This window comes from Stakelama pacifica (assembly GCF_004361835.1).
In the GTDB taxonomy this organism is placed as follows: domain Bacteria; phylum Pseudomonadota; class Alphaproteobacteria; order Sphingomonadales; family Sphingomonadaceae; genus Sphingomonas; species Sphingomonas pacifica.
The window spans coordinates 129,764-154,893 of sequence record NZ_SNWD01000008.1 but is presented as its reverse complement, the minus strand read 5'-3'; the positions used below and the strand labels follow the sequence as shown (position 1 = coordinate 154,893).

Below are 25,130 nucleotides of genomic sequence, written 5' to 3'. Positions count from 1 at the left end.
TTCGCGGTTCGCTTCGACCCGCCCCCGGCTTATAGAATCCACGCCTAAGTCACTGAACTTAAGGTGCTGGGAGTACATACATGAAGAAAGTCACTAAGGCTCTGACGCCTGCAGCGCTGCTGTTCGCTATGAGCGGCACGGTGGTGACCACCGCGACGGCACAGACCGTTCCCGCGCAACGGCGCACTGACACTATCGCGGTACAGAGCGACGCGCTCGTCCGACAGATATTGCAGAGCATCGCGCTGACGCCGAACGCCGATGCCGGGACGTTCGAAGCAAGGTTTGCGCTGATCGCGGATCGGTCGCCCTATGACTGCCTCGTCGTGCAGCGTGCGGTCCGGGATGCCGAAGCGGGGACCGAGAATGAAGAAGCAAAAAGGGCTTTGATCGCGCTGCGTTCCACCCTGTCGGCATGTCCGACTGGCACGGGCGCAGGCGGATCGGGGTATTTCGGTCCGAACGTCGCGCGCGCTGAGCTGCCCGACATTCAGACCGGCGGGGGGAGCGATTATCTGCCATGACGAATATGATTTCATCGCGTAGCCGGATGCGGCGGCTGGGAATGCGCAGCCTGGCCGGGTGCATCGCGCTTTGCGGCGTACCGGCTGCGGCGTTGGCGCAACAGGTCGAAAATTACGGGCCGTTTCTTGCCAGTCCGATCCCCTTCAGCGCGGATCGCGGTCGCAATGTGAGCGTGCTTGATCGCGAACGTCCGGAATATGAACCGACGGGGATTCCAGTCGGCGGGTTCATTGCCTTTCCCGAGGTGGTTACCGGCGTCGGATATTCGGACAATGTTCTGGGATCGGGCACCAATCGTCAGTCGGACGGTTTCGTCGCCTTCGATCCCTCCATCCGGCTGGAAAGCAACTGGGGGACCAATTCGCTTTCGATCGATGGCGGCGGAGTGTTCCGGCGCTTCTTCGACGTGACGAGCCGCAACGAAAACGGATATTTCGCCGATATCACGGGCCGCCTCGATGGCGAGCGCGGCACGTATCTGCTCGGTTCGGCCGGCGTTCGGCGGGCCTATCAGTCGCAATATGCAAGCGACATTCCCGCCAATACGCTGGGCAATATTTCCTATGTCCGTTCGCAGGTCCTGCTGCGCGGTCAGCATGAAATGGGCCGGTTTCGCATTTTGGGCGCTGCCAATGTCGTCGGTCTGAACTTCAGCGACGTGCGTTCGCTGGGCGGCGCGGTGATCGATCAGGATTTTCGGGACCGCACCTCGGCCATCGGCGCCGCGCGACTGGAATATGCCGTGACCCCCGATTTCTCCGTATTCGGCGAGGGCGATTATACCCATATCGCACATACCCGGAAAATGATCGGGACTCTTCCCAACCGCGATGGTGAGGAGTTCAGGCTGCTCGGCGGTGTCAGCTTCGATCTGACGGCGCTTATCCGCGCGCATATCGGCGCCGGCTATATTCAGCGCGACTTCCAGTCCGATGCGCAGTATCCGCGCATTAGCGGGCTCGCTTATGACACGCGCATCGAATATTTCCCGTCGGGCCTGTCGACCGTCACGCTGATCGCCAAGCGCGATATCGAGGAAGCCGTCACCTTAGGGATCAGCGGTTATTTCGCCAATACTGCTGCAATACGCGTCGATCATGAGCTGATGCGCAATCTTCTGCTCTACATCGACGGCCAGTATCAGCGTAACAATTTCAAGGACATCGACCGCATCGATAAGATTGCCCTGTTCGAAGGCGGAGCCAATTTTCTGGTGTCCCCCGACTGGGCCATCGGCGGCGGTGTCAATTATTCCAAACGAAAGAGTTCGGGCGCGCTTTCGGGTCCCGAATTCGATGAATGGCGTGCGACCTTGTCGCTCACATTCCGGCGCTAGTATTTTCAGGAGCTAAGTACGCCTATGAACAGCCAGGTCCCTGCGCCCGAATATCCACATCGCAGCTATCCGGCCAGTGAGGTCGGGGCGGGCGAGATTGGGTTGGTGGCGCTGCTCGATATCATCGCGCGGCGTTGGCTGCTCATCGTCGCTGTCGCGGCGGCCATCACGGTCGCTTCGATAGCGGTGTCGTTTGTAATGACGCCGCTCTATCAGGCCACGACACAGATCAAGATCGATCCTGCCGCGCGGTCGGTGACCGACGAACCGTCGCGTCAGACTTCGCCGCAGGCCGATCAGTCGCGTATTGATACGGAAGTAGCGATCATCCGTTCGCGCGAAATTGCCGCGCGCGTGGTTCGCGATATGAATCTCGTAAACGACCCCGAATTCCGGCCGGATTCGGAAACGGCTGCAAATGACAGTGCGGATACGTTCGACCGGGTTGTCGCCAATTTCCTGGAACATCTCGACGTCACGCGGGAATCCGACAATTACATTGTGACGGTTCACTTCCGGTCGAAAGATGCCGGGAAAGCTGCCAAAATCGCAAATGAGGTAGCGCAAACCTATGTGGCGAGCACGGTCGAAGATCGCACGAAAAACGCTTCCGAACAGGCGAAATTCCTTAGCCAGCGTTTGAATACGCTCGGAAAGGAAGTCGAAAGTTCGGAAAACCAGCTTGCGCAATATCGCTCGCGCGCCGGGATCGTTGAAGGCACGACTCAGGGCACGATCGCCGATCAGCAGGTAGGTCCGGTTGCCGTTCAGCTTGCCCAGGCCGAAAGCGAAGCCGCCGCTGCCACCGCAGACCTCAACGCTGCAAAAGCGCAGATTGCGAAGGGGCAGCTCGCAGCCGTTTCCAACGTGCTGGATTCGCCGGTCATCGCTGAGTTGCGCAGCCAGCGCGCACAGGCGGCACGCGAGCTCGCACAGGTTGAGGCGCGCTATGGCCCTCGCCACCCCGAATATGCGCGGGTGAAGAGCCAGATCGACGAAATCGATCGCGGACTTCGCGATGAAGCCGCGCGTATCGTGTCGGGTCTGCAATCGCGCGCTCAGGCCGCACGTGCACGCGCTGCCAGCCTTCGCGCCAGCATGAATCAGGTTCGTGGCGAGCAGGCGTCGAACACCCGCGCTGCAGTGACTGCCGATGCGCTGGAACGCGAAGTAAAGGCCAAGCAGCAATCCTATGACGAGATTGCGCAGACGCTTCAGCAGGTGACTCAGCAGCAGCGCGATCTGTTGCCGACCGCAGTCATCACGCAGGTGGCAACTCCGCCGCTCGATCCGTATTCGCCCAACCGTATCCTGTTCGCATCGATCGGGCTGATGATGGGCCTGCTGATCGGGTTCGGTTCGGCAGTGCTGCTGGAGCTTCTGTCACGGCGCATCCGCACTTCAACCGATCTTGAGCGTGAGGTCGGCGCACCCTTCCTCGCATCGATCCCGCGTCTGACCTCGCGTCAGCTGCGCATCGACGGCGAGAAGGTTTCGCCGGAGCAGTTCACCACGCTGCGCCCCATGTCGAGCTATGTCGAGGCGTTCCGGATCATCCGCAACTCCATCGTGCTCAGCGCGCACACGCCGCCCAAGACGATTGCGGTGCTTTCCGCCCTTCCCGGCGAAGGCAAATCGACCTCCTCGCTGTCGCTGGCCCGCGTCATGGCGCTTAGCGGCGACCGGGCGATCCTGATCGATTGCGATCTTCGTCGCGGTCGGCTCGGCGAGATGGTCGGTGCTCCCGACCGGCCGGGCCTCGTCGAAGTGCTTACCGGACAAGCGCAGCTTGCCGATGCGATCGTTCGCGACTCGCAGTCGAATCTGGACGTGCTGCCGCTTCGCGGTAAGAATTTCACGCCGGTCGATCTGTTCAGCGGCCAGAATATGCGCTCGCTGCTCGCGCAGCTTCGCGATCGTTACGACTTTGTGATCCTCGACACCGCACCGGTGCTGGCGGTTGCCGATTCGCGCATCGTGGCGTCGCTTTGCGATACGTCGATCTTCATCGCGAAGTCGGAAAGCACCCCGCCGCGTGCCGCGCGGGCCGCGGTCGATCTGATCCGCCATGACGGCACGATGATCGGCGGGACTGCATTGTCGATGGTGTCGCTGCGTAGTGGCCGGATGTCGGCTTCCGACCCGGCTTATTATCAGGCGAAATATCGCCAGTATCGCGAGGCGTGAGCCGACCGGCGATATTCGGACGTACAAAGCGGGCCGGAGGACGCGATTCCGATCGCAGCCTTCGGCCCGATCGCTTTGTGCTGATTGCAAGGATTGTCCTTGCCCTCGCCATGCTCGCCGCAGCGGTCATCACGGTGCGCGAATGGCATATTTCGCATATGGCGAAGCTTGCGCGATCCGCGCGCGATCAGCCGACCGAGAGCCGGCGGCGCGAACTTGCCGACCGCCTTTCCGGCTGCGCGACGGCGAATTCGGAACGCGTGCTCAGCGCCTGTATCACCGGCTTTGCCGCCCTCACCGAACAGGCGGCCTCCCCGGAAGAGGCATCCTCCTATATCGCGGCAGCGCTTCGTGCCGATACGCGGTTGCAGGGCCGCGCGCCTGATAATGGCGAGGTGCGCATTCTCCACGCGCTCGCCGCAGCCAATGCGCGCCATATGGGAGAGGCGGTAGCAGCGCTTGGCCAAAGCTATGCAATGCAGCGCTTCTCCCCGTCCGCCGGCATGTGGCGAATCTGGTGGGGCACGCATCACTGGAGCCGGCTCGACCCCGCGCTCCGCATTGCCGTCGACCAGGAAGCATTATGGTATGCCAGTCAGGGCCAGTCGCAACGCGAAGACGTTATCAATGCGGTAGCGGATACGCCTGCGTATACGGCGATTGCGCTTCGCCTTCCCGGTCGCGGGCTCGCCAATCGACCATTCGGGTCCGCGCCCGAATAGCCCGCGACAGCGCAATACCGCCAAGCCATGCGACAAAGGCCAGCATGGCGGGCACGTCGAGCGCGATATCAATCAGCCCCGCCGCTATTCCGATGACGACCGCCGTGCACAGCGCGACCATACGGACGTCATAGGCGACGCGATCGCGCAGGCTAAAAATCGGGATCGCCGCGGTCACGACGCCTGCCGCTGCGAACAGCGCATAGGGCCAGCCCCCTTCGATCGCCGCGTTCAGCAGGACGTTATGCGCAGCGCCGAAATTCCACCGGTGCAGGGCATCTTCCGGGGTCAGCGACGAAAGATTGGCCAGCCCGAAATTACCGAGGCCGACGCCGAACCACGGCTTTTGCAAGCTGAGCGCAACGAAATTCGCCATGTCCGTTACCCGCAGGTTGAAATCGCCCGCAAGCCCGTGAAATTTTCGAAGGACACTCCCGCCCAGCAGGAGCAGCAGAAGCATCGGCGGAACGATCAGAACGCCCAGCGCAGGGAGCGCGACAATCGCCCCGTGCCGCCATAGCTGGCCACCGCGTCGGGCTACCAGAACCAGCACCCCCAACCCCGCCAGCACCAACGCCATTCGCGATCCCGTAATCGCAATGGCGCCCGCACAGGCGCTGAATGCGGCCAGCGTGAGGGCAAGTTTCAGTGCAGCGTGCCGGTCGGCAGTGTGCATCGGATCGCCGAAGCGGATGGCGAGCGCCAGAAACTCGCCACAGGCAAGGACGCTGAGCATGGCGAGAATCGTGCCCGCAGTGTTCGCGTTGCGCAGCGTCAGCGCAAAGTGCGAATATTGCGAAACCGGCCCCCACAGGGCGACATAGGAAATACCGGCCGCTCGTAACGCGACCGAGATCGCCATCCACAGCAATCCCAGAATAACGATCAGGCGCACCGCGGATCGCCCAACCCCGGGCCGGGCCCCCATCGCAGCACCACCCGCAAACCATGCGACGGCCGCCGCCTGTCCGATCCATCGCGGCGCTATCGAATCGGTCGCCAGCCGGTCGGCAGGAAACATGTCGAAGGGGATTATAACGGGAAGCGCCGCCCAGATCAGCGCCAGAGCGAAGAATGAAAGCGGGAGGCGCAGCGCACGCCATATATTCGCCTCAGGCGGCGAAAGGGTCAGTATCGCCAGAACCGCAGCGAACGATGCCAGCCCGAAGGCCCCCGCGAGGAAATTGGTATTCGCGCCGAGAACGAACCAGCCGCCGACAAGCGTTAACGGCGCGATAAGTGCAAGGACGGCCGACCGTTCCTGTGTCAAATTGGGCATGCCTGTTCTGTTTCCTCTTCGGATTTTCGCCCGCTAACTATCTTAACCGGCGCATAAATTGCGCAAAACGGCCAGTTCGCAGTCTGGTGCGACGATCCGCCATGCGAAAGCAACCGGATCGGAAGCTCTGGTGTTAAGTATTTTCTTCATTCTAAAATCGTTATCGGATCGATAAGGACGATTAGCACGATGCCAAGACGTATTTCGACGATTCACGTCGGGATATCACCACGGCGCAGTGGCAAGCGTACGACAAGTGGAGGTTAATCGGTGTTCGCAGTAATTCTGGGCATTATCGCTGCGATTTTCCTCCTCATCGCAGTACATCCGTTCGCGACATATCCCATCTCGCTCCACCTGTTCGCGAAACGGCGCGATCGCCGGTTCGCCGATTTCGCAGGCCCTCGTCCGTCCTGCGCGATCTGTATGTCCGCATATAATGAAGAAGATGTGATCGTGGCGAAGGTCGAGCAGCTGATCGCTACGGCCGAAAAATACGGTCCGGCGACCGTCCATATCTATGTCGACGGATCGAGCGATCGCACTGCGGAACTTCTGGAACCCTATAAAGACCGGGCGGATATCGTCGTTTCGCAGGAACGCAATGGCAAGACCTATGGCCTGAACGTTCTGATCGAGCGTTCGCAAAGCGATCTGCTGATGTTCACTGACGCCAATGTCGAGGGCGATGAAGACACGCTTACCGGCCTCGCCCGCCCATTCCAGGATCCGAAGATCGGGTGCACCACGGCGCGGCTGGTCTATACCAATCCCGGCGAATCGGCGACCAGCTTTCTGGGCGCGCTGTACTGGCGAATCGAGGAATCGATCAAACAGATCGAAAGCGACACGCTGGGCGTCGTCGGGGTCGACGGTGCGAGCTTTCTTGTCCGGCGCAAGCTGTATCACGCCGCCCCCGCCGACCTGATCGATGATCTGTATGTCACGCTGAACGTCCTGACATCGGGCGCGACGGTCATTCGTGTTCCCGAAGTGGTGGTGCGCGAACGCAGCGCGGTGAAAGCGAAGGAAGAGTTTCGGCGCAAAATGCGCATCGCCTGTCAGGCGATGAACGTGCATCGCGCGCTCGCGCCCGCTCTTCGCAAACAATCGTTCCTCGTGCGCTATGGTTATGTCTCGCACCGGCTGATCAAATGGCTGATGCCGTATTGCCTGCTGATTTCCGCCCTTTGCCTGCTTGCCGCCATCTTTGTCGGTTTCGGCTGGATCGCCGGATGTGCCGTGCTCGCCGCCGGGGTGCTTGCGCTATTCGGCGGATCGAAGGGCGTTCCCGGCCTGTCGGTTCTGTATTCCGCCGTCCTTTCGCTTACCGGGGTCGGCATGGGCGTTGCGCAGTCTTTGCTCGGCAGGCAGCGCTATCGCACCTGGGAGCCCGCCGCTACGATCCGTAACGCTCAGGGTGCGCCGATGGACGCCCGGGGCGGAAATTGATCTTCCCGTTCGGTTGGGGAGGACGGCGCCGCCGCCCCCGAACCGGCAAGGGCGAACGGATCTACGCCATTGGCGACATACACGGATGCTACCGTCAGCTGCGCCGCCTGCTCGGCCGGATCGAAGCGCATCATGAGGCTTTGCCCCCGCCCGCGAGCCTGCGGGTCGTCCTGCTGGGCGACCTGATCGATCGGGGGCCCGATTCCGCACGCGTGTTGCGCTTCGCCGGTCAATTGTCGAACCGCACGCCCAATCTGGTTACCCTGATGGGCAATCATGAAGAACTGATGCTCGGCGCGCTCGCCGGGGATCGTGCTGCGCTCGACCTGTGGCGCGAACATGGCGGACGCGCAACGCTCGCAAGCTTCGGCTTCGACCCTGCGCGTCTCGACAGCGAACGGAACATTCGACTGCTCAGCGGGCAGATGCGTCTGGCGGTTTCGCAACCGATCATCGAATGGGTCCGGCGCCTGCCGCTATGGACCCGGTCGGGCGATTATCTGTTCGTCCATGCAGGCGTGCGCCCGCGCATCCCGCTTTCCCGGCAACAACCGGACGATCTGCTGTGGATTCGCGATGATTTTCTGCAATGGAGCGGGTCGTTCGGCGGTGCCACGATCGTCCATGGCCATAGTATCGACGAAGCGCCCCAATTGAGCGAACATCGCATCGGTATCGACACCGGTGCCTATCGGACCGGCGTTCTCACCGCGCTTTACCTCGAGGACGATCGGCAGGAATTTCTGTCGACCGCTTCCGACTGATCGCTCAACGCACGCTCGCGCGGCTTTCCTCAGCGATCCGGGCGGCAAGACGCAGCGTCAGTGCGATCAGCGTCAGGGTCGGATTGGCGAAGCTCGACGTGCTGAACGCCGCCGCCCCCGCAATATAGACGCCGCGCGTTCCGAACAGTTCGCAATTGGCATCGCAAACGCCGATCGCGTCGGTTTCGCCCATGCGCGCGGTGCCGATATGGTGGCCGCCAACCGGGACTTTGCGCTGCATCGCGATCTCATAATCGGCATCGCTGAAGCGGACCGACGCGGTATCACCGGCATTGAACGCATCGGCAACGAGCCGCAGCCCCTTTACCAGCCGCTGATGATCGCCTTCGGTCGTTCGCCAGTCGACCGATATGCGCGGGACGCCGTGCGCATCCTTGCTGTCGCCCAGCATGATGCGGCTGTCGGGATTGGGCTCCTGCTCGGCGTTGATGTCGAGCGGGTACAGATTGCGCGGATCGCGCAGCACCACTGAGGGCAATTTACGCTTCGCAAAGGTCCGCCGCCGGGCAAAGTCCAGCGTGAAGGCAGCCAGTTTCGGCCCGCCCAGCACCATATTGCGCAGATGCGCGCCCCAGAATGCGGCCGCACTGCCCCCCCGCTCCAGCCGCTTCTGATCCTCCAGCGAGGTAAGCTTGCGCGCATATTCGGGCACGATCCGGCTTTTCACCAGATACATTGCCGACAATACGGGGTGGCGATGGTCGGGATCGACGATATTGGCGTGATTGGGCCGAAGCACCAGCCCGGCAAGCTGATGCCGTCGCTGCGCTTCGGGCGACAGCCAGATATAGCGACGGCAGTAAATGCCTTGCGGGGAACGCTGATAGTCCATCCGCACCTGATCGACGGACTTTTCAAACCGGATTTCGCCCAGCTCGCCCTCGAAATGACACTGGTAAAAGCGCCCGACCAGATCGCGCTCATTGCCGAGGCCGCATGATTTGATCTCGTTCGAAATCAGCAGCAGGCGCGCGGTTTCAATGCCCCCGGCCGCGATGACGACGCGCGGCGAGGCAATTTCGGCCAGCGAGCCGTCAGGGCCGCGCACCCGCACGCCGCGAGCTGCAGATGCGTTGTCATTCGTGAGGATCTGCACGACCGGCGCGTTCAAAAGCACCGTGATCCGCGAGGATGCACGCAGCCTTTCGCGATAATGATCGCCGAAATGCAGCGGATTGCTGAACCGTTCGATCCGGTCGAGGACGACATCGTCGGATTCGATCCCCGGCACCATCGGCGCGGGCTCGCCGGGCAGCGCTTCGCCGGCAAGGAACGCAGCCGGTCCGGCCTGCGCATAGTCGAGCGCGCGCGGATAATGGCGCGCGACATCGTCATACCCGATCGGCCAGCGACCATGCGCCATCCAGGGGCGATCTTCGAAATCGATCGGGTCGAACGGAATACACCGCCCCCCCCAGACCGAGGTCGAGCCGCCAAAAACCCGGCGCCGAAACATGTCGACCGTGCCGTGGCTGGCAGGTTCGACCGCATGCGCGCGATAAAATTCCTGACTCGCCGTGCTGAACGCCCGGCCACCCGCCTCCAGCAGGATCACCGCCAGCCCCGCATCGGCGAGTTCGAGTGCCATGGTGATTCCCGCCGCGCCCGCACCGATGATCGTCACATCGGCCTTCAGATCCGCCGGAATCGATCCCTTTTGCGTATCGAAGATCATGCAGCGTGACCAGCCGGCGCAGCGGCGGAAAGCGCCTCAAGATGGGCTATCGACGTCGTTCCCACCAGCGCGTTGGACACGAGCGGGTGTTGCACGGCATTGCGTACCGCATCGACCGCGGTGACACCCGGCTGGGTCCGGATGACCTCGCGTGCGAACACAATATGTCCGCGTTCGCGGATGATCGCAGCGTCCGCATCGCGCATCCCGATAATGACATCCCAGGGAAGCTGAAGCAGGGTCAGCCCCTCCATCGTCAGCGCGGCCGACAGTCCCTCGGCATCATCGCATGAAACGCCGAAATGCCGGACCTTGCCCGCCTGCTTCAGCGCAGCGAGCGCCGCGCCCGCCGCCGGATCGGCCGCGACCGAGGCGGGCGGGCTGTGCAGCAGAAAGCCATCGACATAATCGGTCCGCAGGCGTCGCAGCGACGCATCCAGACTGCCCGCGAAGGACGATGGCGACCAGTCGAAGCGCATCGATTCTTCGCGCCGCGCGGTAACCGCATTGCCGCCGCCCGACCCGCCCTGGTTCCGGCGCGCGGCGAGCAGCGGACGAAGCAACGGCTTTAACGGACGCAGAGCGCGCATTTTCGCCGAAAAGCCGCGTCCCGTCTTCGTGACCACAAACGCTTTGTCGCGCTTGCCCCGAAGCACGGCGCCGATCGTCCGTTCGCTGTCGCCCTGTCCATAGATGTTCGACGTATCGAGCGCAGTAATCCCGATTTCGAGCGCGCGCTCGACCAGCGCACGGCTTTCGGCCATCGATCGCGGATTGTTGAACGACCCGATCCGGGCGCACCCAAGGCCAATCGGCGAAAGCGCCGTATCCAAGCCAGTTTCGATGCGCATCGATCGCTTCCCCTTGCGAGCAGAAATTCGGTTCACCGCCCCCGCGGGCGATGATCGGGGCGAGACTTCCAACCGCGCGCGCGCAACGTCAAGCACAACGACCGACAGGATGCTGCAACGCAGCGCCTTATCTGTCTTTTTTCGGGAAAGCTGCTGCGGTCCGCCTTATCGACCCGGCGTGGCGATCTGAGAATCGGCGGTGGCATAGGCGCTTACCCGATAGATTTTCATCCGCGCGGGGAAGTGCGTCTGCGCATCGGGTGCCCCCGGCCATTTGCCCCCCACTGCAAGGTTTAGCAGCATATAAGTGGGCTGGTGAAAATCCTTGTTGGGAACGCTCCGCTCGGCAATTCCATCGACATACCAGGTGATTCGCGATGGTTCGACCAGCACGCCGTAATCGTGCGGTCGGGTAACGTCATCGACCGGAAGCTCCTGTCCGTTCGGTATCTTCTTGCCGTTCCTGTCCGTATGGACCGTGGCGTGGATCAGGTTCCGCTCGCCGATCGTTTCGAAGACATCGACTTCCTGCTGCGGCTGAACCTTGCGACCGGGCTGAAACGGCGGAAGCAGCCAGAAAGCGGGCCACAGCCCCTTCCCCGCCGGAAGCGCCACGCGCGCCTCGAAATAGCCATAGCGCATCGTGAAGGACCGTTCTGTCGTGATCAGACCGGAGACATAGGAAAGGGATTTGGCCTGGGAATCGGCGGGCGCCACGCCCTTGCGCGCGACAAGGGTCAGGCTACCCGGTTTCCACGCATAGGATTTCCCCTGATCGGCGGGGCTGCCATAATATTGCAGTTCCTGGTTGGGCCGAAGCGTGCGAGTCTCCCAGGCTTTGGGCGACTTCGGCTCCTGCACGCCGAATGCATAATTGGTTTTCCAGCGCCCGGTCGGATTGCTGACCGGATCATAGAAATCGGGGCGCGCTGCGAACCGCTCCTCGAACACGAGGCGCATCGCGCTTTTGTCGATTCGCGCGGGGGCGGACGCCGTGTCGGGAGCATTGCCGACGCCAAGCGATGCAAGACCCGCGATTGCGACCATGAGCTGACGAATCATCGGATTTTCCTGTGCATTTAAGATGCGTGGGCAGTTCGCCGTTCGATAGTGCCGGCGATATTAACAACGGCTTTCACGCGCCCCCCCGACAACCATCGAAAACGTCAGGAAGGGGCGCAATTCGCCGCCTTTCCCAAACATCATGGCGCATCGCCCTATCGCCAGAGCGAGCCGCCACATTCGCGAATATAGGCCTGCGCCGCCGCCGATAGCGGCTTTCGCTTCGGCCGGTCGTCGCGGCGCAGCCAGGACAGGAAACGCATCGCCGCTTTCCCCACGCTTACCTCGCCTTTCACGCGGTAGAAAAGATACGGGGTGAACAGCACATAATTCAGCACATTTTCCGGAAACGGCATGTGCATCCATGTCATGATATATTTGTTCGAAAGCCGGTCGGTCTGGCTCTGCCGCTTCGGCTTGCGCCCTGCCGGATGTTCCAGCTCCTCGACACGGATATCGGGGACATAGCGGATTTTCCATCCGCCGTCGATGATGCGGAACGCCAGCTCGATCTCTTCGATCCCATAGAAGAATTCGGGATAGAAACCACCAACCTGATGCAGCGTTTCGCGCCGAAATCCGACGCAACCACCGACAAAGCGGAAGGTCAGGAAACTGTCTTCGAGATCGACATCCTTGCGCGTATGCGGAATGAGATCGACCCGCCTGCGCGTCTCGCCGCGCACGCGTTTGCGCGTCGATATGCAGCCGAGCTTCGGCTCCGCTTCGAAATAGCGCTCGAACCGGGTGAGGTAATCCGGCGTTTCCATCAGGACGTCATCGTCGACGACGAGGACATAGTCGCCCCGTGCGGCATCGATACCGATATTCCGCGCCGAAACGCCCCGATTTATCCCATCGCCGAAATATCGCGCTGACGGGAACTGGTCGAGCAGCCGCTGTCGGTCCGCCGCGTCCACATTGTTGTCGACCAGCAGCACTTCATAATCCTGACGCCCGCCATCATGGTCTTTCAACCGGCCGAGCACCTCCTCCAGAAGAAAGTCGCGGGCATAGGTAAGCACGACGATCGAAAAACGCGGCGCGCCGGCCATTGCACTGTTTTCGCTATTATTCTGGCCGCTGAGCACCAATTTACGATCCTTTGTGTCGCACCCGTTCGCATCGCTATCGTAAAAATACGACATTTGCCTTTCGGCAGGAACCGGTTCATGTTTGCAATGGTTAAATCTTCAGTAACCCTGCCAGTCTATAGAGCGGGGTACGCCGAGAGGAGTGGTTGTCATGAACAACGTTTTGAAAAGCCTGATTTCCGTCGACGGAGCCAATGGTTCGGCGGGTACAGCGCGTATCGGAACGCCCGGCCGGGGCAAGACGCGGCATGTCTATAATGTCTATCGCCACCCTGCTGACTCCGCGATGCCGAACCATAGCGGCAGCCTCAGTTCCACCGTTGCGCGTATGAGCATCGCAGTAGCATTCGGCCTGCTATGCTGGGCGTTGCTCGCGGGAATTGCGATCACGCTGTTCGGTTAATCGCGCGCAATCGCGAGCATTGATCGCCTGCGCGATCAATAGGACCCCTTGGCAAAAACGACGCTCGGCACAGTGACTGCCAGAATCTTCAGATTCATGGAGGTCGAACATTTGCGGCTATAGGCGACATCCATCGCAACACGGCGGCGATACGTCGTGTCGTTGCGGCCGCTCACCTGCCACAGGCCGGTAATGCCGGGACGGACGGCGCAATATTCGCTGAGATAGCGGCCATAGCGTTCCGCCTCGGCCTGAACGATCGGGCGCGGACCGACCAGGCTCATATCGCCGCGCAGCACATTGAACAGCTGGGGCAGTTCATCAAGGCTACTCTTGCGCAGAAAGCGACCGATGCCGGTGATTCGCGGATCGTTGCGCAGCTTGTGATCGCGCGCCCATTCGTCCCGCGCGGCTGCATCAACCGCAAGCAGTTCGCGCAGCCGTGCATCGGCATCGACCGCCATCGAGCGAAACTTCAGGCAATAGAAATCCTTGCCGCCGCGTCCGATCCGGCGATGGGCGAAGAGGATCGGCCCCGGATCCCCGACAAAAACCAGCGCAGCGATGACGATCATCAGCGGCGCGAAGAAAAACAGTGCAACGCTGGCCACCATAATATCGACAGCGCGCATCATGACCCGGTCAGCCCGATTCGAACGCGACGTAATGGCGGGTACAAAGACCGGTACTGCGTTCAGCTTCCCATGCATCACATTTCTCCAGCGCCCCTGTGCGCTTCCATGCAGTGCAGCAATACACCGAACCGAATAACATTTTAAGACAGGGGACGGCATTGAATCCAGACCGGCCCAAAACGAGACAAAACGGCCCCGCGTCAACTATTAACCGTTCAACGGTTGTTCGCGCGCGACAAACATGGCCCGCTTTGCCGTAATTGCCGCATTGCACCGTAGAATAGTGTTTCGACCAGAACGCGATACCGGGCGAAACGCGCCTCCGGTTTTCGGACCCTGTCGGATACCGTCGCATGTAAATGGGACTGAGGCGCGCGTGGACATTCAAACTTCAGCTTTGCCGCCCCCAATATTTCGGCCTTTTGCGGAAATGGACGGCGTCGCTACCTGTAGCATTCCCGACGACGAGCGGCATCTTCCTGCCGCCGATATGTAGCAATCAGGGCGGCGCCATATGCCGCGTTTCGCCCGGAAAGGAGCGACGATCCGTGTCCGGACCCGCGCGTACCAAACTCAGCCATCTCGACCGGCTGGAGGCGGAAAGCATTCATATTTTACGCGAGGTCGTTGCAGAGACCGAACGCCCGGTGATGCTCTATTCGGTGGGCAAGGATTCGGCGGTGATGCTGCACCTCGCCAAAAAGGCCTTTTATCCGGCACCCCCGCCCTTCCCGCTGCTCCATGTCGATACGACGTGGAAGTTTCAGGCGATGTACGAACTGCGCGACCGCGCGGCGCGTGAGGCGGGCATGGAATTGCTCGTCCATCAGAATCCTGAGGCGAAGGAAAAGGGGATCAACCCGTTCGACCATGGCGGTCTGCACACCGATATGTGGAAGACCGAGGGGCTGAAACAGGCGCTCGACAAATATGGCTTCGACGCAGCCTTCGGCGGCGCACGCCGCGATGAGGAAAAGAGCCGGGCCAAGGAGCGCGTCTTCAGCTTTCGCAGCGCCTCGCATGGCTGGGACCCCAAGAACCAGCGCCCCGAATTGTGGCACCTCTATAATGCGCGCAAGGCGAAGGGAGAGAGCATCCGCGTCTTCCCGCTTAGCAACTGGACCGAGCTCGATATCTGGCAATATATCATGGCCGAGGGGATCGAGATCGTGCCGCTCTATTTCGCCGCGCCGCGCCCGACGGTGGAGCGCGACGGCCTGATCCTGATGGTCGATGACGACCGTTTCCGCTTCCGCGAGGGCGAGCAGGTGGTCGAACGTTCAATCCGCTTCCGCACGCTTGGCTGTTACCCGCTGACCGGCGCAGTCGAAAGCGACGCGACCGACCTGTCGCAGGTCGTGCAGGAAATGCTGCTCACCACCACCTCCGAACGGCAGGGACGCGCGATCGATCATGATCAGGCAGCGTCGATGGAGAAGAAGAAGCAGGAGGGCTATTTCTGATGACGGTGCATGATTCCAGCTATCGCGTCGATTCGATGATCGCCGAGGATATCGACGCCTATCTCGACCTGCATCGCAACAAGTCGCTGCTGCGCTTCATCACCTGTGGCAGCGTGGACGACGGCAAATCGACGCTGATCGGCCGGCTGCTCTATGACTCAAAGATGATCTTCGAAGATCAGCTCGCCAGTCTGGAAGCGGATTCGAAGCGGGTCGGCACGCAGGGACAGAATATCGATTTCGCACTGCTCGTCGATGGGCTTGCCGCCGAGCGTGAACAGGGCATCACCATCGATGTCGCCTATCGCTTCTTCGCGACCGAAAAGCGCAAATTCATCGTCGCCGACACGCCGGGCCACGAACAATATACGCGCAACATGGTAACGGGCGCGTCGACCGCCGACCTTGCCGTGATCCTGATCGATGCGCGCAAGGGCGTGCTGACCCAGACCAGACGGCACAGCTATCTCGCGCACATGCTCGGCATCCGGCACATCGTGCTGGCGGTGAACAAGATGGACCTGATCGGCTATTCGCGCGAGCGGTTCGACGCGATCGTCGCGGACTATCGCGCCTTTGCCGGGTCGATCGGCATCGAGGATTTCACCGCCATTCCGATTTCGGGGCTGGCGGGCGACAATATCGCGAGCAAATCGTCTGACACTCCCTGGTATTCCGGCCCGACGCTGATCGAGCATCTGGAAAATGTCGAACTCGATGTGACGCTCGATCGGGACAAACCGTTTCGGATGAGCGTGCAATGGGTCAATCGCCCGCATCTCGATTTTCGCGGCTTTACCGGCATGATCGCCAGTGGGACGGTGCGCCCCGGCGATGCGGTGCGGATCGTGCCCTCCGGCCGCACCTCAACCGTTGCACGCATCGTGACGTTCGACGGAGATCTGGATGTCGCGGTTGCGGGCCAGTCGGTGACTCTGGTGCTCGCTGACGAGGTCGATTGTTCGCGCGGGGACGTCATCGCCGCTGCCGATGCGCCGCCGCAGTCCGCCGACCAGTTTCAGGCGCGGATCGTGTGGATGGATGCCGATGCGCTGCTTCCGGGCCGCGCGCACTGGATGAAGATCGGCACGCGCACGATCAGCGCAACGATCCAGCCGCCCAAATATGTTGTCGACGTCAACACCATGGCCGAATTGTCAGCAAAGACGCTCAGCCTCAACGATATCGGCATTTGCGAGGTCTATACCGACCGCCCGGTCGCGTTCGAACCCTATGCCGACAATCACGACCTTGGCGGCTTTATCCTGATCGACAAGGTAACCAATGCCACGGTCGGCGCCGGGATGATCGACTATGCGCTGCGCCGCAGCCAGAATGTCCACTGGCAGGCGATCGATGTGACCCGCGACGCCCGCGCCGGGCAGAAGAATCAGCGTGCCCGCCTGCTCTGGTTCACCGGGCTTTCGGGGTCGGGCAAATCGACCATTGCGAATCTGGTCGAAAAGAAGCTGCACGCGCTGGGCAAGCACACCTTCCTTCTGGACGGCGACAATGTCCGCCATGGGCTGAACCGCGATCTTGGCTTTACCGATACCGACCGGGTGGAGAACATCCGCCGCGTGGGCGAAGTCGCGCGGCTGATGAGCGATGCCGGGCTGATCGTGCTGACTGCGTTCATCAGCCCCTTCCGCGCCGAACGCGCGATGGTGCGCGACATGATGCCCGACGGTGAGTTCATCGAAATCTTCGTGAACACGCCGCTGGAAGTCGCTGAAGCGCGCGATGTGAAGGGCCTGTATCGCAAGGCACGTGAGGGCACGCTGAAGAACTTCACCGGTATCGACAGCCCCTATGAAGCGCCGCGCGACCCCGAAATCACGGTGGATACGGTGACCATGTCGGCGGAAGAGGCCGCCGATCTGATCGTCGAACGGGTGATCGGGATATGAGCGACACCAACGCCGATTCGCTGCTCGCCCGCCGGATAGCCGAAGCGGCGGGCAAGCTGCTGCTGACGCTGCGCGACAGCGGCATGTTCAGCGGCAAGGCGCTGGGCGATGCGGGGGACCAGATCGCCAATGCGATGATCCTGCGCGCTCTGGCACAGGAACGCCCCGGCGAGGCGGTATTGTCGGAGGAAAGCGCCGATTGCTCCGACCGGCTCAATTGCAGCCGGGTATGGATCGTCGATCCGCTCGACGGCACGCGCGAATATTCCGAAGGGCGCGACGACTGGGCGGTGCATATCGCGCTGGCGATCGATGGCCAGCCAGCGGTGGGCGCGGTTGCGCTTCCCGAAATGGGCATCACGCTGGCGACGGACACACCGCCTGCCCTGCCGCGCACCAACGATCCGGTTCGCATGGTGGTCAGCCGCACCCGCCCCGCCCCCGAAGCGGTCGCTATTGCCGAGCAAACCGGCGCGGAGCTGGTCCCGATGGGGTCAGCGGGCGCAAAAGCGATGGCGGTGGTGCGCGGAGAGGCCGACATCTATCTCCATTCGGGCGGCCAATATGAATGGGACAGCTGCGCCCCGATCGCGGTGGCGCGCGCGGCAGGGCTGCACGTCTCGCGCATCGACGGCAGTCCGATGGTTTATAACATGGCCGAAGTCTGGCTTCCCGACCTGCTGATCTGCCGCAAAGAGGCTGCCCCCGCCCTGCTCGCCTCGGTCCGCGACTTCGCGCAGGGAGCGAGATAGCCGCACGCGGTGCAGACCATTACCGGGCTTGAGGGTCGATGACGAGGTTCATGGTCACCCCCTCTCCGCCACGCGCACCGGCGTAAGCGGCACTTTCCGGGCAGCGCGGGGGCGATCGTCGGCACGACCATCGCCCCCGGTTGCTCCTACCAGTTCCAGATCGTCCCGTCGTTCAGGCGGGCGACGGGCAGATATGCCGGCTTGTAAGGATATTTCGCCGCCAGTGCCTCGTCGATATCCACACCGTGCCCCGGGCTTTCGCCGCAGATCAGATAGCCATCGTCAAACCGGTAATCATGCGGGAAAACAGCGTCGGTTTCCTCGGCATGGCGCATATATTCCTGAATACCGAAATTGGGGACCCAGCTGTCGAAATGCAGCGCACAGCCCATGGTAACCGGCGAAAGGTCGGTCGCGCCATGGCAGCCGGTGCGTATCTGATACAGGCTGGCGAGATCGGCAATCCGGCGAAGATGGGTCAGCCCGCCCGCGCCCACCACGGTCGCCCGGATATAATCGATCAGCTGGTTTTCGATCAGGTCCTTGGCATCCCAGATGGTATTGAAGATCTCTCCGACGGCAAGCGGCGTAACCGTATGCTGACGCACCAGCCGGAACGCCTCCTGATTCTCCGCCGGGGTGCAATCCTCCAGCCAGAACAGCTGATAAGGCTCCAGCATCCTGCCCAGATTGGCGGCCTCTTGCGGCGTATAGCGATGATGGCCGTCGTGCAGCAGATGATAGTCGAACCCATAGGTTTCGCGCAGCTTATCGAACAATTTGGGGATATGGTTCAGCGCCTTGCGCGTATCCCAGCCGGTCTCGCTGGGCAGCGCTGCATCGGCGGGCTCATAAAAAAGCGTGCCGCGCCCGACGCCATAGGCGTCCTTGATGCCGGGAATCCCGGTCTGCGCCCGGATCGCCTTATAGCCCATATCGATATACTGGCCGACCGCGTCGACGGTTTCAGCGATATCCCTGCCATTGGCATGACCATAGACCATGACGCGATCGCGGCTCTTGCCGCCCAGCAGATCATATAGCGGCATGCCGGCCATTTTCGCCTTGATGTCCCACAGCGCCATATCGACCGCTGCGATCGCGCGCATCGTCACCGGCCCCCGCCGCCAATAGGCGCCGCGATACAGATATTGCCAGATATCCTCGATCCGCCGCGGATCGCGCCCGATCAGGCACGGCACCACATGATCTTCCAGATAAGAAACGACCGCCAGTTCGCGCCCGTTCAGCGTCGCATCGCCGATGCCGTAGACGCCCTGATCGGTTTCGATCTTCAACGTGACGAAGTTGCGCCCCGGACATGTGACGATCACTTTCGCGCGGGTGATTTTCAAGCGATTCCCTTCCCAATTGACCCTAATATTGGACAGACAATTACAGTTTAGTTTGGTAAGGCCACATACCGCAAGTGCGATTGCGTAATTGTGACGAATTCCACGGCCGTGGTCGTCGCCGATACGATCGGGCCGGAGAACGCGAAACACTGTCGGGGCGAAACACCTGACGATGAGTTTCAATGTGGCCGGTTCGGGGTCAACAATATCTTCGATCGCATGCCGCCGATCGTGCCTGACAGCCGCAACGAGTTCAGCCGCCTGTCACGCAGCAACACGACGCCGGAACGGTATGATCCGCTCGGCCGCTATGTGAATATCGGGGTGAATGTGAACTTCTGATCGGACGCGGCGGGGGGCAATGCCCATCTCCGGTATCGGTGCAGCAGCAACCGGGTACGCCTCAGGGGGCTGGACCCGCCATCCTGTATCGCAAATATTCCTATACAGCCTTCCGCCCCGAAACGTGCTTTCGGGGCGGAATTTTGTTCAGCGAAAGCAGGCGCACCGTCTCCCCGCCCGTGTTGCGGCAATCCCATGCCATGCTGTTCCCGATCGCCGCCCCGGCTCCATGGCGGAACAATCCGGCGCACAGGCACCGCCTGCAATATGACCTTCGTCAGGCCATTCACCGTAAAGATGAAGGCAGGTCTGGCCCCGGTATGGAGCGGGTTCATATGGTATCGCGGCTCGCCCCCGGACGACGGCGCGGACCATCGGGCAACGCTTACTATCTTATCCGTAGTTCGCCCAGTCGCGAGCATATGAAAATGTCGATATGACAATAGCTTCAAACGGGAGGAAGTGAGACAATGCAGGCCGATTTTCGGATAATAGCGGATTGCTCGAACAACCTTATCGATTTGCAGATCTGCGGCTTCTATTCGCAGGCGGATGTCATACGGTTCTCCGCCGCCTATGATGATGCTCTCACCAGGCTCGATTGCGGTCCCAACGAACATCTCACCCTGGTGGACATGCGCGGAATGCAGATCCAGCCGCAAACCAGTGTCGGTGCATTTCGGGACATCTTGTCGGATCCGCACAAGCGATCCAGACGTCTTGCCTTTGTGGTGGCGACATCGCTTTCGCGGATGCAGATCAAGCGCGCCGCAGAGGGGCGCGATGCGCGTTATTTCACTGAGATCGAGGCCGCGCGTGCCTGGCTTCTGGACGAGGATGAAAGCGAGGTTCCGACCTGATTACGAGATCGGCCATCCTCGCTACATAATATGGCGAAGGATCAAAGCCTTGCCGATAAAGCGGCTGTATCGCGCCAAAAGCATGTTCGACATTTTGGAACGAATATGAAAGTACAAGCGCTCTGTGCCGGTCCCAATACGGCATATTGAGCGGGAACTGGAGGCCTTCCTCCCGTCAGAGCTGTGTTGCCACGATATTTGACGAGGTAGAATGAACGATCCGATCCTGAAAGAACCCGGAGAAGCACGGCAAGGACGCAGGATCGCAGTCAATCCTCCGGTTTTTTATATTTCGGCGGGACTGATCATCGCATTCGCCGCATTCGGCGCGATCTTTTCAAAACAGGCCGAAGGGCTTTTCACGACGTTGCAGTCAACGATCGTTGCGGATTTCGGGTGGTTCTATATCGCTTCCGTGGCGGGCTTTCTCGTCTTCGTGCTGTTCCTGATGTTCAGCCGCTATGGTGATATCAAGCTCGGCCCCGATGAGAGCGAGCCGGACTATAGCTATATCTCATGGTTTGCGATGCTGTTCAGCGCGGGCATGGGAATCGGCCTCATCTTTTTCGGCGTGGCCGAACCGATCGACCATTATGCCCTGCCGCCGGTGGGCGATGCGCGTACGATCGATTCCGCGCGTCAGGCGATGGTGCTGACCTTTTTCCACTGGGGGCTGCACGCCTGGGCGATCTATATCGTGGTCGGGCTGGCGCTTGCCTATTTCTCGTTTCGGCGGGGTCTGCCGCTCACCATCCGGTCGGCGCTGTACCCGCTGATTGGCAAGCGGATTTACGGGCCGATCGGCGATGCGGTCGATATTTTCGCGGTGTTCGGCACGATGTTCGGCGTCGCCACCTCGCTGGGCCTTGGCGTGTTGCAGGTCAATGCAGGCTTTGCGCACCTGTTCGGCATGCCGGTGAATGAAGGCGTTCAGCTGATCCTGATCGCGGTCATCACGCTGATGGCGACGCTGTCGGCGGGGCTGGGTCTGGACAAGGGCGTCAAGCGGCTGTCCGAAATCAATATCGTCCTTGCCGGCGCACTGCTGCTCTTCGTGCTGGTCGCAGGATCGACGGTATTCCTGCTGCAGGCTTTCGTGCAGAATCTGGGCGCATATCTCAGTTCGGTGGTCAGCCGTACGTTCCGCATGTACGCCTATGAACCCAATCCCTGGCTCGGCAAATGGACGTTGTTTTACTGGGGCTGGTGGATCGCGTGGTCGCCGTTCGTCGGCATGTTCATCGCACGGATTTCGCGCGGCCGCACGATCCGCGAATTCGTCACCGGCGTATTGCTGGTCCCGACGCTCTTCACCTTTTTGTGGATGACGGTGTTCGGAAACACGGCCATCGCGCTTGACCTTTCGGGCGCGGCTCCGATCGCGAAGACGGTTGAGAACAATCTGCCGGTCGCGCTGTTCACCGTGCTCGAACAATTGCCGCTGTCGGCAATCTCATCGGGCCTTGCGACCCTGCTCGTCGTCACTTTCTTCGTGACCTCGGCCGATTCAGGCGCGCTGGTGATGGATCTCATCACCTCGGGTGGAGCGGAGGACCCGCCGGTATGGCAGCGGGTATTCTGGGCGGTGCTCGCGGGGGCGGTCGCTGCGGTGCTGCTGGTAGCGGGCGGACTCGATGCGCTGCAGACCGCGGCGATCGCCAGCGCGCTGCCCTTTGCGATCATCATGGTGTTCATCTGCTACGGCCTGTTGCGCGCGCTTCAGATGGAGGGGCGTGAAACGATGATCGACCTCGCCATCGCGACTGAGGACGCCGCCAGCGATTCGACGATCAGCTGGCAGCAGCGCCTCTCGACGATCACCCGCAACCATAGCCGGGGCGAAGTCGCGGCGTTCCTTTCCGACACCGCGCGGCAGGCGCTGGATGCCATTGCCGCGCAGCTTCGCGAGAACGGACTGGAGCCCGAACTGGAGGTCGCGGAAGATAAAATCTCGCTCGTCGTACCGCATGGCGAACAGGGCAGGTTCAGCTATACCGTAAGGCTGCGCGGATTCCGTTCACCGAGCTTCGCCTGGGCGGAGACGCGCGCCAGCAAATCGGACGATCGCCAGCATTATCGTGCCATGGCGCGGACATCGGAAGGCGATCAGCCGCATGATGTGACCGGATATCGGCAGGAACAGCTGATCGACGATCTGCTGAAACGCTATGCCCATTTCCGCCATGCACGTCGGCTTGCCTGATACCACGAAGCGACGAGGACGACTCATCGCTTCGTGGTCAAGCCCGCGCGGCGCCTGAGCGAAACCAAAGCGCGATGCGTCAGCATCACAGCGCTTTGGTGTGAGAGGGCGAGCGATCAGACCCGGTGACCTTTGCGGCGCGGCGCGGTAAAGGGGCACCATGTCCCGATCCGATGTTCCATCCGACGCGCCGATCCGCGTCGCCGCGCTGTACCGTTTCGCGCGCTTTCCCGATCCCGCCGCCCTGCGCGCGCCGCTGTTGCAACTCTGCCTCGACCGGGGCGTGCGCGGCACGCTGCTGCTCGCGGGCGAAGGGATTAACGGCACGATCGCCGGGGCACCGGATGCCATCGACGCCGTCATCGCGCATATCCGCGCGCTGCCCGATTGCGCCGATCTCGACGTCAAATATTCGGGTGCGGAGGCGATGCCGTTCGACCGGATGAAGGTCCGGCTGAAGCGTGAAATCGTGACCATGGGCGAACCCGATATCGATCCGCTCCATACCGTCGGGACTTATGTCGATCCCAAGGACTGGAATGCGCTGATTTCCGATCCCGACACGATCCTGATCGACACTCGCAACGATTATGAAGTGGCAATCGGCGCGTTCGAGGGCGCGATCGATCCGAAGACCGAGAAGTTTCGCGACTTCCCCGCATGGTTTCGCGAACGGCGCGACGAACTGCTGGGATCGGGCAAGCAGCCGAAAGTCGCGATGTATTGCACCGGCGGCATACGCTGCGAAAAATCCACCGCTTTCCTGAAACAGGAAGGCGTGGATGAGGTATTCCATCTGAAGGGCGGCATCCTCAACTATCTCGAAACCGTGCCCGAGACGCAAAGCATGTGGGAGGGCGAATGCTTCGTCTTCGATCAGCGTGTGGCGATTCGTCACGGCCTTGCCACCGGAACGCATAGCGCCTGCGCAGCCTGTGGCCGCCCGGTGAGCGAGGCCGACCGCGCCTCCCCGCTCTATGTCGAAGGGGAAAGCTGCCCCGCCTGCTATGGCGCGAAAGCGGAGGATCGGGGAGCAGCGGCATGAGCGCGCTGCCGATCCTCTACAGCTTTCGCCGCTGCCCCTATGCGATGCGCGCAAGGATGGGCATCGCGATGAGCGGAATGCCATGCGAATTGCGCGAGGTGAAGCTCGCCGACAAGCCGCAGGCGATGCTCGCCGCCTCGCCCAAGGGGACGGTGCCGGTGCTGGTGCTGAACGATGGGCGGGTGATCGATGAGAGCATCGACATATTGCGCCACGCGCTCGACCTGAGCGATCCCGAGGGCTGGTTAGAACGCGACGATGCCGACCTGATCGCCGCCAATGACGGCCAGTTCAAGCACGATCTCGACCGCTACAAATATCCCGACCGCCATGACAGCGACCCGCACCACCATCGCGAAGCGGGGATGGCGTTTTTGCGTCACCTCGATACGCGGCTGGCCGAAAGCTCGAACCTGTGCGGCGACCAGCGCGGGCTTGCCGATGCGGCGATCATGCCGTTCGTCCGGCAATTTGCGGGCGTCGACCGCGACTGGTTCGATGCGCAGCCGATCCCCCATGTCCATGCATGGCTGGAGCGGCACCTGGCTTCCCCCCTCTTCGCGCAAATCATGCTGCGCGTGCCGCAATGGCAGCCCGATCAGGAACCGGTTCTGTTCGGCAAACATAGCTAGGGCATTTCGCCCACTTGGCGAAGGCACCAAGCGGCCCTAGTCAGAAGGCCATGGGGCTTGGCGCATATCGATCCGGCATGATGCGGGCGGCATGGATGGCCGCTGCCTGGCTTGCGCTCGTCTATGCCGTGCTCGTGCCGCAGGGCTTCATGACGGTGCGAGGCGCCGATGGCGGCGTGCAGATCGTGCTATGTTCGGGAAGCGGCCCGCTGTCGCTGGCGCAATCGACTGCGCACCATGGCGGCGCGATGATGCATGGCGGCCACCACGGCGGCGGAAAGCAGCATGACGGCGCGCAGCACGACCGGCGCTGCCCCTTTGCGGGTCATGCCGCCCCCGCCACGCCGGGCGAACCCGATCTTGCGCTTGCCCCGCCGGTAGCGGCCTATGCAGCGCTCCCTTCCCCGCCCATCGCCGATCTGGTTCCGGGACGCGGCATGCCCGCGCCGCCGCCTCCCAGCCGCGCGCCGCCGATGATCCTCGTTTGACCATGTAGCAGCGCAGCCGGCCGTGATGCCGGTTGCCGCCCCTTTCCCCTGATCCGGCAAATATCCGGATCGGA

At 61.6% G+C, this 25,130-nt stretch carries 23 protein-coding genes; 16 read left to right on the top strand and 7 right to left on the bottom strand.

The window, feature by feature from the left end; genetic code table 11:
* Window positions 1–80 precede the first annotated feature (80 nt).
* From EV664_RS12545 to EV664_RS12530, 4 genes are all read left to right on the top strand, one after another.
* Window positions 81–524: a hypothetical protein gene (locus tag EV664_RS12545; protein ID WP_133496058.1), complete on the top strand. Its 444-nt coding sequence runs from the start codon at window positions 81–83 to the stop codon at window positions 522–524.
* Entirely contained in the window at window positions 521–1,861 is a 1,341-nt protein-coding gene (locus tag EV664_RS12540) for an outer membrane beta-barrel protein (RefSeq protein WP_133496057.1), read from the top strand. Before EV664_RS12545 ends, EV664_RS12540 begins: the two co-directional genes overlap by 4 nt.
* A gap of 24 nt (window positions 1,862–1,885) precedes the next feature.
* A complete protein-coding gene (locus EV664_RS12535; RefSeq protein ID WP_133496056.1) occupies window positions 1,886–4,048 on the top strand; it encodes a GumC family protein in 2,163 nt (720 codons plus the stop codon).
* A gap of 77 nt (window positions 4,049–4,125) precedes the next feature.
* Entirely contained in the window at window positions 4,126–4,770 is a 645-nt protein-coding gene (locus EV664_RS12530; protein WP_133496055.1) for a hypothetical protein, read from the top strand.
* Here EV664_RS12530 and EV664_RS12525 read toward each other — a convergent pair.
* Window positions 4,673–6,049, bottom strand: coding sequence for an O-antigen ligase family protein (locus tag EV664_RS12525; RefSeq protein WP_133496054.1), 1,377 nt, complete (start codon window positions 6,047–6,049; stop codon window positions 4,673–4,675). The two genes, EV664_RS12530 and EV664_RS12525, sit on opposite strands and share 98 nt — an antisense overlap.
* A gap of 270 nt (window positions 6,050–6,319) precedes the next feature.
* On the opposite strand from EV664_RS12525, the gene EV664_RS12520 reads away from it, so the two are divergent.
* Together EV664_RS12520 and EV664_RS12515 are read left to right on the top strand one after the other, a co-directional pair.
* Entirely contained in the window at window positions 6,320–7,501 is a 1,182-nt protein-coding gene (locus tag EV664_RS12520) for a glycosyltransferase (protein WP_133496053.1), read from the top strand.
* The gene (locus tag EV664_RS12515) at window positions 7,498–8,265 is read left to right on the top strand and encodes a metallophosphoesterase family protein (RefSeq protein ID WP_133496052.1); all 768 of its coding nucleotides are present in this window, start codon (window positions 7,498–7,500) and stop codon (window positions 8,263–8,265) included. The genes EV664_RS12520 and EV664_RS12515 overlap by 4 nt, the downstream gene beginning before the upstream one ends.
* A gap of 4 nt (window positions 8,266–8,269) precedes the next feature.
* Here the strand turns inward: EV664_RS12515 and EV664_RS12510 are convergent, their stop codons facing one another.
* The 4 genes from EV664_RS12510 to EV664_RS12495 all read right to left on the bottom strand — a co-directional run bounded on the left by EV664_RS12510 (window position 8,270) and on the right by EV664_RS12495 (window position 13,022).
* Window positions 8,270–9,961, bottom strand: a complete 1,692-nt coding sequence (locus tag EV664_RS12510) for an FAD-dependent oxidoreductase (RefSeq protein ID WP_133496051.1) — start codon at window positions 9,959–9,961, stop codon at window positions 8,270–8,272.
* Window positions 9,958–10,812, bottom strand: a complete 855-nt coding sequence (locus EV664_RS12505) for an aldo/keto reductase (RefSeq protein WP_133496050.1) — start codon at window positions 10,810–10,812, stop codon at window positions 9,958–9,960. The genes EV664_RS12510 and EV664_RS12505 overlap by 4 nt, the downstream gene beginning before the upstream one ends.
* 165 nt (window positions 10,813–10,977) lie before the next feature.
* Window positions 10,978–11,874 carry a glycoside hydrolase family 16 protein gene (locus EV664_RS12500; protein ID WP_133496049.1) on the bottom strand — a complete coding sequence of 299 codons (897 nt, stop codon included), beginning with the start codon at window positions 11,872–11,874 and terminating at the stop codon, window positions 10,978–10,980.
* 155 nt (window positions 11,875–12,029) lie between these two features.
* Entirely contained in the window at window positions 12,030–13,022 is a 993-nt protein-coding gene (locus EV664_RS12495; RefSeq protein WP_133496048.1) for a glycosyltransferase family 2 protein, read from the bottom strand.
* Window positions 13,023–13,119: 97 nt separating this feature from the next.
* Between EV664_RS12495 and EV664_RS12490 the strand changes: the two genes are divergently transcribed.
* Entirely contained in the window at window positions 13,120–13,371 is a 252-nt protein-coding gene (locus EV664_RS12490) for a hypothetical protein (RefSeq protein WP_133496047.1), read from the top strand.
* Window positions 13,372–13,406: 35 nt separating this feature from the next.
* Here EV664_RS12490 and EV664_RS12485 read toward each other — a convergent pair whose 3' ends face one another.
* The gene (locus EV664_RS12485; RefSeq protein ID WP_342353535.1) at window positions 13,407–14,081 is read right to left on the bottom strand and encodes a sugar transferase; all 675 of its coding nucleotides are present in this window, start codon (window positions 14,079–14,081) and stop codon (window positions 13,407–13,409) included.
* Between the two features lie 473 nt (window positions 14,082–14,554).
* Here EV664_RS12485 and cysD point away from each other — a divergent pair, with 473 nt between their 5' ends.
* From cysD to EV664_RS12470, 3 genes are read left to right on the top strand one after another with little or no spacing between them, the layout of a single operon-like run.
* Complete coding sequence (gene cysD / locus EV664_RS12480; protein ID WP_133496046.1) at window positions 14,555–15,469, top strand: sulfate adenylyltransferase subunit CysD; 915 nt, start codon at window positions 14,555–14,557, stop codon at window positions 15,467–15,469.
* Window positions 15,469–17,379, top strand: a complete 1,911-nt coding sequence (cysN, locus tag EV664_RS12475) for a sulfate adenylyltransferase subunit CysN (RefSeq protein ID WP_133496045.1) — start codon at window positions 15,469–15,471, stop codon at window positions 17,377–17,379. The genes cysD and cysN overlap by 1 nt, the downstream gene beginning before the upstream one ends.
* Window positions 17,376–18,131 carry a 3'(2'),5'-bisphosphate nucleotidase CysQ gene (locus tag EV664_RS12470; RefSeq protein ID WP_133496044.1) on the top strand — a complete coding sequence of 252 codons (756 nt, stop codon included), beginning with the start codon at window positions 17,376–17,378 and terminating at the stop codon, window positions 18,129–18,131. Before cysN ends, EV664_RS12470 begins: the two co-directional genes overlap by 4 nt.
* 146 nt (window positions 18,132–18,277) lie before the next feature.
* Here EV664_RS12470 and manD read toward each other — a convergent pair whose 3' ends face one another.
* Window positions 18,278–19,486, bottom strand: a complete 1,209-nt coding sequence (gene manD / locus EV664_RS12465) for a D-mannonate dehydratase ManD (protein ID WP_133496043.1) — start codon at window positions 19,484–19,486, stop codon at window positions 18,278–18,280.
* A 90-nt stretch (window positions 19,487–19,576) separates the two neighbouring features.
* Between manD and EV664_RS12460 the strand changes: the two genes are divergently transcribed.
* The 6 genes from EV664_RS12460 (at window position 19,577) to EV664_RS12435 (ending at window position 25,056) form a co-directional block, all read left to right on the top strand.
* Window positions 19,577–19,828 carry a hypothetical protein gene (locus tag EV664_RS12460; RefSeq protein ID WP_133496042.1) on the top strand — a complete coding sequence of 84 codons (252 nt, stop codon included), beginning with the start codon at window positions 19,577–19,579 and terminating at the stop codon, window positions 19,826–19,828.
* Between the two features lie 470 nt (window positions 19,829–20,298).
* Entirely contained in the window at window positions 20,299–20,688 is a 390-nt protein-coding gene (locus tag EV664_RS12455) for a SpoIIAA family protein (protein ID WP_133496041.1), read from the top strand.
* Between the two features lie 211 nt (window positions 20,689–20,899).
* Window positions 20,900–22,891: a BCCT family transporter gene (locus EV664_RS12450; protein ID WP_133496040.1), complete on the top strand. Its 1,992-nt coding sequence runs from the start codon at window positions 20,900–20,902 to the stop codon at window positions 22,889–22,891.
* Between the two features lie 160 nt (window positions 22,892–23,051).
* Window positions 23,052–23,936: an oxygen-dependent tRNA uridine(34) hydroxylase TrhO gene (gene trhO / locus EV664_RS12445; protein ID WP_133496039.1), complete on the top strand. Its 885-nt coding sequence runs from the start codon at window positions 23,052–23,054 to the stop codon at window positions 23,934–23,936.
* A complete protein-coding gene (locus EV664_RS12440) occupies window positions 23,933–24,568 on the top strand; it encodes a glutathione S-transferase (protein WP_133496038.1) in 636 nt (211 codons plus the stop codon). Before trhO ends, EV664_RS12440 begins: the two co-directional genes overlap by 4 nt.
* Before the next feature lie 77 nt (window positions 24,569–24,645).
* Window positions 24,646–25,056 carry a DUF2946 family protein gene (locus EV664_RS12435; RefSeq protein ID WP_188656425.1) on the top strand — a complete coding sequence of 137 codons (411 nt, stop codon included), beginning with the start codon at window positions 24,646–24,648 and terminating at the stop codon, window positions 25,054–25,056.
* The last annotated feature ends 74 nt before the right edge of the window (window positions 25,057–25,130 follow it).